Origin of the sequence: Paraburkholderia bengalensis (assembly GCF_037126505.1) — a bacterium.
Classification (GTDB): domain Bacteria; phylum Pseudomonadota; class Gammaproteobacteria; order Burkholderiales; family Burkholderiaceae; genus Paraburkholderia; species Paraburkholderia bengalensis.
This window is the reverse complement of record NZ_JACFYJ010000178.1, coordinates 1-7,849: the sequence shown is the minus strand read 5'-3', so window position 1 is coordinate 7,849 and position 7,849 is coordinate 1. Positions and strand designations below refer to the sequence as shown.

The 7,849-nt window shown below is 65.6% G+C and carries 7 protein-coding genes; all 7 read left to right on the top strand.

Annotated elements, in window-relative coordinates; translation table 11 throughout:
• A partial coding sequence (locus H3V53_RS41815; RefSeq protein ID WP_336602840.1) for a hypothetical protein occupies nucleotides 1–331 on the top strand: 331 nt, incomplete at its 5' end.
• Nucleotides 332–369: 38 nt separating this feature from the next.
• Entirely contained in the window at nucleotides 370–1,611 is a 1,242-nt protein-coding gene (locus H3V53_RS41810; protein ID WP_336602839.1) for an aspartate aminotransferase family protein, read from the top strand.
• 36 nt (nucleotides 1,612–1,647) lie between these two features.
• Nucleotides 1,648–2,697 (top strand): arginine/ornithine succinyltransferase subunit alpha, encoded by a 1,050-nt coding sequence (gene aruF / locus H3V53_RS41805; protein WP_336602838.1) that lies wholly within the window; start codon nucleotides 1,648–1,650, stop codon nucleotides 2,695–2,697.
• The gene (gene astA / locus H3V53_RS41800) at nucleotides 2,694–3,719 is read left to right on the top strand and encodes an arginine N-succinyltransferase (RefSeq protein ID WP_336602837.1); all 1,026 of its coding nucleotides are present in this window, start codon (nucleotides 2,694–2,696) and stop codon (nucleotides 3,717–3,719) included. The genes aruF and astA overlap by 4 nt, the downstream gene beginning before the upstream one ends.
• Before the next feature lie 45 nt (nucleotides 3,720–3,764).
• The gene (gene astD, locus H3V53_RS41795) at nucleotides 3,765–5,228 is read left to right on the top strand and encodes a succinylglutamate-semialdehyde dehydrogenase (protein ID WP_336602836.1); all 1,464 of its coding nucleotides are present in this window, start codon (nucleotides 3,765–3,767) and stop codon (nucleotides 5,226–5,228) included.
• 9 nt (nucleotides 5,229–5,237) lie between these two features.
• Nucleotides 5,238–6,578, top strand: coding sequence for an N-succinylarginine dihydrolase (astB, locus tag H3V53_RS41790; RefSeq protein WP_336602835.1), 1,341 nt, complete (start codon nucleotides 5,238–5,240; stop codon nucleotides 6,576–6,578).
• On the top strand, nucleotides 6,562–7,614 hold the full coding sequence (gene astE, locus H3V53_RS41785; RefSeq protein WP_336602834.1) for a succinylglutamate desuccinylase: 1,053 nt from the start codon (nucleotides 6,562–6,564) through the stop codon (nucleotides 7,612–7,614). Before astB ends, astE begins: the two co-directional genes overlap by 17 nt.
• The last annotated feature ends 235 nt before the right edge of the window (nucleotides 7,615–7,849 follow it).

Below are 7,849 nucleotides of genomic sequence, written 5' to 3'. Positions count from 1 at the left end.
GCCGCTGCAAAGAAAAGTAGGTGCCGCCCCGCACAGGGGCAACGCCTGCGCCGCGAGGCGCCATCGCGGATGCCAGCGCAAAGGCAAGCACACAACGAAAAGCGCTCACGCCACGGACGCGCCATCGCGGATGCCAGCGCAAAGGACAAGGCACACCAACGCCAGCGTGCGCAGCAACGACCGCCATCGCGGATGCCAGCGCCAAGGCAAGCACACAACAAAAACGCCCGCGCGGCGAAAGCGCAAAAATGCAAAAAACCACCCCCATTACGAAGACATAAAAAAAGAACCCGTCGCTTCCACGCAAGACGCGTTCACCACAGTCACCTAAACTACCTGACATCACCGAACGAGCCCCGAGGCCACGCCATGACCGATCAGACGCAATCCCAACACGTTTCCCGCCAGACTTTCGACGAAGTGATGGTCCCCGTATTCGCGCCGGCGTCCTTCGTGCCCGACCGCGGCGTCGGCTCCCGCGTGTGGGACACGCAAGGCAAGGACTACATCGACTTCGCGGGCGGCATCGCGGTGACGGCGCTCGGTCACTCGCACCCGGAACTGCTGAAGGTTCTGCACGAGCAGGGCGCCAAGCTCTGGCATATCGGTAACGGTTACACGAACGAACCCGTCTTGCGCCTCGCGAGGCGCCTCGAAGAACTCACCTTCGCCGACCGCGCATTCTTTGCAAACTCCGGGGCGGAAGCGAATGAGGCCGCGCTGAAGCTCGCGCGCCGCGTCGCCTTCGACCGCTACGGCGCCGACAAGGACGAAATCGTCTCGTTTACGCAATCGTTCCACGGCCGCACGTTCTTCACGGTGAGCGTCGGCGGCCAGCCGAAGTATTCGGAAGGCTTCGGCCCCGTGCCCGGCGGCATCCGCCACCTGCCGTACAACGACATCGAGGCGGCGCGCGCCGCGATCGGCCCGAAGACCTGCGCGGTGATCGTCGAGCCGGTGCAGGGCGAAGGCGGCGTGATTCCCGCCGATCCCGCATTCCTCAAGGCCTTGCGCGAAGCGTGCGACCAGCACAACGCGCTGCTGATTTTTGACGAAGTGCAAACGGGCGTCGGCCGCACGGGCTTCTTCTACGCCTATCAGGACACGGGCGTCACGCCCGACATCCTGACGACGGCCAAGGCGCTCGGCAACGGCTTCCCGATCGGCGCGATGCTGACCACGAACGAACTCGCCGCGCACTTCAAGGTGGGCGTGCACGGCACGACGTACGGCGGCAATCCCCTCGCCACGGCCATCGCGCTGAAGGTGGTCGACCTCGTCAGCGATCCGAAGCTGCTCGAAGGCGTGCGCTCGCGCAGCGAACAGCTGAAGGCGACGCTCGCGAAGCTCAACGAACGCTTCGGCATCTTCAAGGACGTGCGCGGCAAGGGTCTGCTGATCGGCATGGAACTCACGCAGGCGTACAAGGGCCGCGCAAAAGACTTCGTGACGGCGGCGGGCAAGCATGGGGTCATCATGCTGATGGCGGGCCCCGACGTGCTGCGTTTTGCGCCGTCGCTGATCATTTCGCTCGACGACATGAACGAAGGTCTCGCGCGCTTCGAAAAGGCCATCGAAGAAGTCGTCGGCGCAACGGCGCTCGCGAAGTAAGCCGTTCAGTCCACTCCCACGAGACACGAGACCACGATGCTCTTCGTCCGCCCAGGCCGCCTGGCCGATCTCGACGCCTTGCAACAGATGGCGCGCAACGCGCAGCCCGTGCTGCACTCGCTGCCGCATGACCGGCGCGCGCTGGAAGCGCGCGTCGCGTTGTCGGAAGACTCGTTTCGCGCGGAAGTCGATTTTCCCGGCGAGGAGTTCTATCTCTTCGTGCTGGAGGACAGCGAGACGGGCAAGCTGCACGGCACGGCGAGCATCGTCGCGGCAGCCGGTTACTCGGAACCGTTCTACGTGTTCCGCAACGACGCCCTCATTCACGCATCGCGCGAACTGCACGTGAACCGCAAGATTCACGCGCTCACGATGTCGCATGAACTGACGGGCAAGAGCCGGCTCGCCGGCTTCTATATCGATCCCGCGATGCGCGGCGACGCCGCCGCGCATCTGATGTCGCGCGCGCGGATGATGTACGTCGCGGCCAACCGCAAGCGCTTCACGTCCGAAGTGTTCTCGCTTCTGCTCGGCGTGACGGACGACACGGGCGTGTCGCCGTTCTGGGAAGCCGTGGGCCGCAAGTTCTTCGGCCGCAACTTCGCCGACATCGAAGTGCAGTCGGGCGGGCGCAGCAGCACCTTCATCGCGGAAGTGATGCCGAGCTATCCCGTCTACGTGCCGCTGTTGCCCGAAAGCGCGCAGCGCGTGCTCGGCGAGCCCGACGAAAAAGCGCTGCTCGCTTACGACATCCACATGGAAGAAGGCTTCGAGACGGACCGCTACGTCGATATCTTCGATGCGGGCCCGGTGCTGACGGCGCAGGTCGATCGCAGCACGTGCGTGGTGCGCAACGAGTCGCGTGCCGTGCGCGAAGCATCGGCGCAGCAGGGCGCGACGTATCTGGTCGCGAGCAACAAGCCAAACGAATTCCGCTGCGTGCTCGCCGATCTGCGTGAGCGAGACGATGGCGCGCCGCTGTCCGCCGCCGTGCGCGAGGCGCTCGACGTGCGCGACGGCGACACGGTGCGCTGCGTGCGGCTGCATCAGCAGGAACAGAACCACACCACGGGAGAAGCACAATGATCGTCGTTCGCGTCGTGCAGACGGGCGATGTGGACGCGCTCGTCGCGCTCGCTCAGGAGACCGGTCCGGGGCTCACGACCTTCAAGCCGGATCGCGATGCACTGGCCGCGCGCATCGACCGCGCGCGCCGCACGCTCGAAGACAAGGCCGCGCCGCACGAGAAGGGCTACTTCTTCGTGATGGAAGATTCGCAGACGAAGGACATCGCCGGCGTCTGCGGCATCGAAACGGCCGTGGGACTCGAGCAGCCGTTCTACAACTATCGCGTGAGCACGGTGGTGCATGCGTCGCAGGATCTCGGCATCTGGACGCGCATGCGCGCGCTGAACATCTCGCACGATCTGACGGGCTACGCCGAAGTGTGCTCGCTGTTCCTGAGCCCGCGTTATCGTGCGCATGGCGTGGGCGGCCTGCTGTCGCGCTCGCGTTTCATGTTCATCGCGCAGTTTCGCGAGCGCTTTCCGCAGCGCATCTGTGCCGAGCTTCGCGGCCATTTCGATGCGGACGGCACGTCGCCGTTCTGGCGCGCGGTCGGCTCGCATTTTTATCAGATCGACTTCAACGCCGCGGACTATCTCAGCTCGCACGGCCGCAAATCGTTTCTCGCCGAATTGATGCCGCGCTTTCCCGTGTATGTCGAACTGTTGCCGGAAGAGGCGCAGCACGCCATCGCGCTCACGCACAGCGACACGCTGCCCGCCCGCAAGATGCTCGAAGCGGAAGGGCTGCGTTACGAGAATCACGTCGACATCTTCGATGCGGGCCCCGTGCTCGAATGTCACATCGCGGACTTGCGCACGGTGCGCGAGAGCGTCGTCGTGCCTGTCGAGATCGCGGCTGTCGATGCGCAGGAAGGCGGCGCGCGTTCGCTCGTATCGAACACGTCGCTAGAGGACTTCCGCACGGGTGTCGCGGCGGGCGTCGTCGAGAACGGTGTGTTCCGTCTGCCCGCCGACGAGGCGGCGGCATTGAACGTGAAGGCAGGCGAGCCCGTGCGCGTGCTGCCGCTTGTACGCAAATGATGCGCGCACATGATGCGCGCAAATGAAACAGAAACAAGGATCGACATGAGCGAGCTTTTCATCGACGGCGAATGGGTCGCCGGCACAGGACACGCATTCGCATCGCGCAATCCCGGTACGGGCGCGACAGTGTGGGAAGGCCATAGCGCATCGGCGGACGATGTCGAGCGCGCCGTGACCAGCGCGCGCCGCGCGTTTGCGCTGTGGTCGGCCGTGAGCCTCGACGAGCGCGTCGCCGTGGTGCGCCGGTTCGCGGCGTTGATCACCGAGCGCAAGGAAGCGATTGCGGAAGCGATCGGCCGCGAGACGGGCAAGCCGCTGTGGGAAGCGCGCACGGAAGTCGCGTCGATGGCGGCGAAGGTCGAGATCTCGATCCAGTCCTACAACGAGCGCACGGGCGAGCGGCGGGCCGCGATGGCGGACGGCACGGCTGTGCTGCGTCATCGTCCGCACGGCGTGGTGGCCGTGTTCGGTCCGTACAACTTTCCGGGCCATTTGCCCAACGGGCACATCGTGCCCGCACTGATCGCGGGCAACGCGGTCGTGTTCAAGCCGTCGGAACTCGCGCCGGGCGTCGCGCGCGCGACCGTCGAAGTGTGGCGCGACGCGGGTCTGCCCGCGGGCGTGCTGAACCTCGTGCAGGGCGAGAAGGATACGGGCATTGCGCTCGCAAATCACCGGCAGATCGACGGGCTGTTTTTCACGGGCAGTTCGGACACGGGCACGCTGCTGCACAAGCAGTTTGGCGGACGTCCCGAGATCGTGCTCGCGCTCGAAATGGGCGGCAACAATCCCCTCGTGATCGCACCCGTCGACGATCTCGATGCCGCCGTCCATCACACGATTCAATCGGCGTTTCTGTCGGCCGGGCAGCGCTGCACGTGCGCGCGCCGCATCTTCGTGCCCAATGATGCGTTCGGCGATCGTTTCGTCGCGCGTCTGGTCGAGGTGAGTTCGCGCATTGCCGTGGGCGAATACAACGCCGATCCGCAGCCGTACATGGGCGCCGTGATTTCGGCGCGCGCGGCCGCGCGTCTCGTCGAAGCGCAGGCGCGGCTGATCGCCGACGGCGCGAAGCCCCTGTTGAAGATGACGCAGCGCGATCCGAAGCTCGGCTTCGTGAGCCCCGCCATTCTCGATGTGACGAACGTATCGGCACTACCCGACGAAGAGCATTTCGGGCCGCTCGCGCAGATCGTTCGCTACGGCTCGTTCGACGACGCGATCGCGGGCGCCAACGACACGGCATTCGGCCTGTCTGCGGGGCTGCTCGCCGACGACGAAGCACTGTGGACGCATTTCCAGCGCGCGATCCGCGCGGGCATCGTCAACTGGAACCGGCCCACCAATGGCGCGTCGTCGGCGGCACCGTTCGGCGGCACGGGCCGCTCGGGCAACAACCGGCCGAGCGCTTACTACGCGGCCGACTACTGCGCGTATCCGATGGCATCCGTCGAAAGCGCGCAACTGCACATGCCCGCGAGCGTATCGCCGGGCCTTCATTTCTGAGGATCGACGATGCAAGCCATTGAAGCCAATTTCGACGGACTCGTCGGACCGACGCACAACTACGCGGGCTTGTCGTTCGGCAACGTCGCATCGCAGAACAACGACAAGTCCATCGCGAATCCGAAGGCGGCGGCCAAGCAGGGTCTGCGCAAGATGAAGCAGCTCGCCGACCTCGGTTTCAGTCAGGGCGTGCTGCCGCCGCAGGAACGTCCGTCGATGCGCCTGTTGCGCGAACTCGGGTTTTCCGGCGACGACGCCAGCGTGATCGCGCGCGTCGCGCAGAACGCGCCTGAGCTGCTCGCGGCGGCGAGCTCGGCATCCGCGATGTGGACGGCGAACGCGGCGACCGTGAGCCCGTCGGCGGACACGCACGATGGCCGCGTGCACTTCACGCCCGCCAACCTGACGAGCAAGCTGCATCGCGCGATCGAGCATCAGGCGACGGCACGCACGTTGCGCGCGATTTTCGCGGACCCGGCGCGCTTCGTCGTGCACGAAGCGTTGCCCGGCACGCCTGCGCTCGGCGACGAAGGCGCGGCGAATCACACGCGGTTTTGCGCGCAGTATGGCGCGAAGGGCGTCGAGTTCTTCGTGTATGGGCGCAGCGAATATCGCCGCGGCGCGGAGCCTAAGCGTTATCCCGCCCGGCAGACGTTCGAGGCGAGCCGCGCCGTTGCGCATCGTCACGGACTTGCCGACGATGCGACCGTGTACGCGCAGCAGACGCCCGAAGTGATCGATGCCGGCGTGTTCCACAATGACGTGATCGCCGTCGGCAATGCGCGCACGCTGTTTTGCCATCAGCTCGCGTTCGTCGACCAGAACGCGGTGTACGACGAACTGCGCGCGAAGCTGTCGAAGCTCAACGGCGAATTCAATGTGATCGAAGTGCCCGAAGCGCAGGTGACAGTCGCCGATGCTGTGTCGTCGTATCTGTTCAACAGCCAGTTGCTGTTGAACCGCGACGGCAGGCAGGTGCTCGTCGTGCCGCAGGAGTGCCGCGAGAATCCGCGCGTGGCCGCTTACCTCGACGAACTCGTCGCGAGCACGGCGCCCATCGACGACGTGCTCGTGTTCGATCTGCGCGAGAGCATGAAGAACGGCGGCGGCCCGGCGTGCCTGCGGCTGCGTGTCGTGCTGAACGAGGCGGAGCGCGGCGCGGTGACGCCGGGCGTGTGGATCGACGACACGCTTTTCGCGCGTCTTGACGGATGGATCGAGAAGCACTATCGCGACCGTCTTGCACCCACGGATCTCACCGATCCGCAATTGCTCGTCGAGTCGCGCACCGCGCTCGACGAACTGACGCAGATTCTGGGTCTCGGCTCGCTGTATGATTTCCAGCGCTGAGAAGTCGATGCCCGCCATGCTCGACGACTTCCTCGCGTTCACGCTCGCCGGCAATCGGCCCGCCGACGCTGCGCACGAGGGCGAATGCGCGAGCGGCGCGCGCTGGACGTGGATCGACGACGGCGTGTTGCAGTTGGAGCCGGCGGCGTCGTCGGGCGGCGTCGGGCACAGCGTGCTTGCGTCGGCGGGTATTCACGGCGACGAGACGGCGCCCATCGAGTTGCTGTCGCTGCTGGTGCGCGACATTGCGCGGGGACAGGCCGCGCTCGCGTGCCGTCTGCTCGTGGTGCTCGGCAACGTGCAGGCGATGCGCGAGTCGCGCCGCTATATCGACGACGATCTGAACCGGCTTTTCAGCGGCCGACATGCGCAGTTGCCCGCGAGCCGCGAGGCGCCTCGCGCGGCCGTGCTGGAGCAGGCTGCGGAGCATTTTTTCGCGGCGGCGCCGGATATGCCGGGCGCGCGTTGGCATATCGACATGCACACGGCAATTCGTGCCTCCGTGTTCGAGCAGTTCGCGTTGCTGCCGCATACGGGCGCGCCGCTATCGCGCGCCATGTTCGAGTGGTTGCGCGATGCGCGCATTGCGGCCGTGCTGCTGCACACGACGAAGGGCAACACCTTTTCGCACTTCACCGCCGAGGCTTGCGGCGCGGATGCGTGCACGCTCGAGCTCGGCAAGGTCAGGCCATTTGGGCAGAACGACTTGGCGAGGTTTGCGGGCGCGGATGCCGCGCTGCGGCAGCTGGTCGGCGGCGGGCGGGGCGATGATGGATTGCCGCTGCCACGCGTTTTCACGGTGATCGATCAGATCACCAAGCGAAGCGACGATTTCGAGTTGCTGCTCGCCAGCGATGTCGCGAATTTCACCGCGTATGGACGCGGGACTTTGCTCGCGCGCGATGGCGAGTATCGGTATGTCGTGCGTCACGACGAGGAGCGGATCGTGTTTCCCAATGCCGCCGTCAAGCCGGGGTTGCGGGCGGGACTGCTGGTTGTCGAGACTACTGGGCAGACTCATGCTGGATTGAGGTAGGGTTTTTGTCTGCGACGCTGGTGGAGGGGCGCCTGGGCGGCGCGGGCGTTTTTGTTGTGTGCGTGCGTTTGCGCGGGCATCCGCGATGGTGTCTTTGCTGCGCAGGCTTTTCTGATCTGTGTTCACCCTTTTCGCTGGCATCCGCGATGGCGCCTCGCGGCGCAGGCGTTGCCCCTGTGCGGGGCGGCACCTACTTTTCTTTGCAGCGGCAAAGAAAAGCAGGCAAAAGAAAGCC

Coding starts and splice junctions, on each gene's coding strand:
- astE (WP_336602834.1), top strand. CDS start 6,562: ATGATTTCCAGCGCTGAGAAGTCGATGCCCGCCATGCTCGACGACTTC.
- astB (WP_336602835.1), top strand. CDS start 5,238: ATGCAAGCCATTGAAGCCAATTTCGACGGACTCGTCGGACCGACGCAC.
- astA (WP_336602837.1), top strand. CDS start 2,694: ATGATCGTCGTTCGCGTCGTGCAGACGGGCGATGTGGACGCGCTCGTC.
- astD (WP_336602836.1), top strand. CDS start 3,765: ATGAGCGAGCTTTTCATCGACGGCGAATGGGTCGCCGGCACAGGACAC.
- aruF (WP_336602838.1), top strand. CDS start 1,648: ATGCTCTTCGTCCGCCCAGGCCGCCTGGCCGATCTCGACGCCTTGCAA.
- H3V53_RS41810 (WP_336602839.1), top strand. CDS start 370: ATGACCGATCAGACGCAATCCCAACACGTTTCCCGCCAGACTTTCGAC.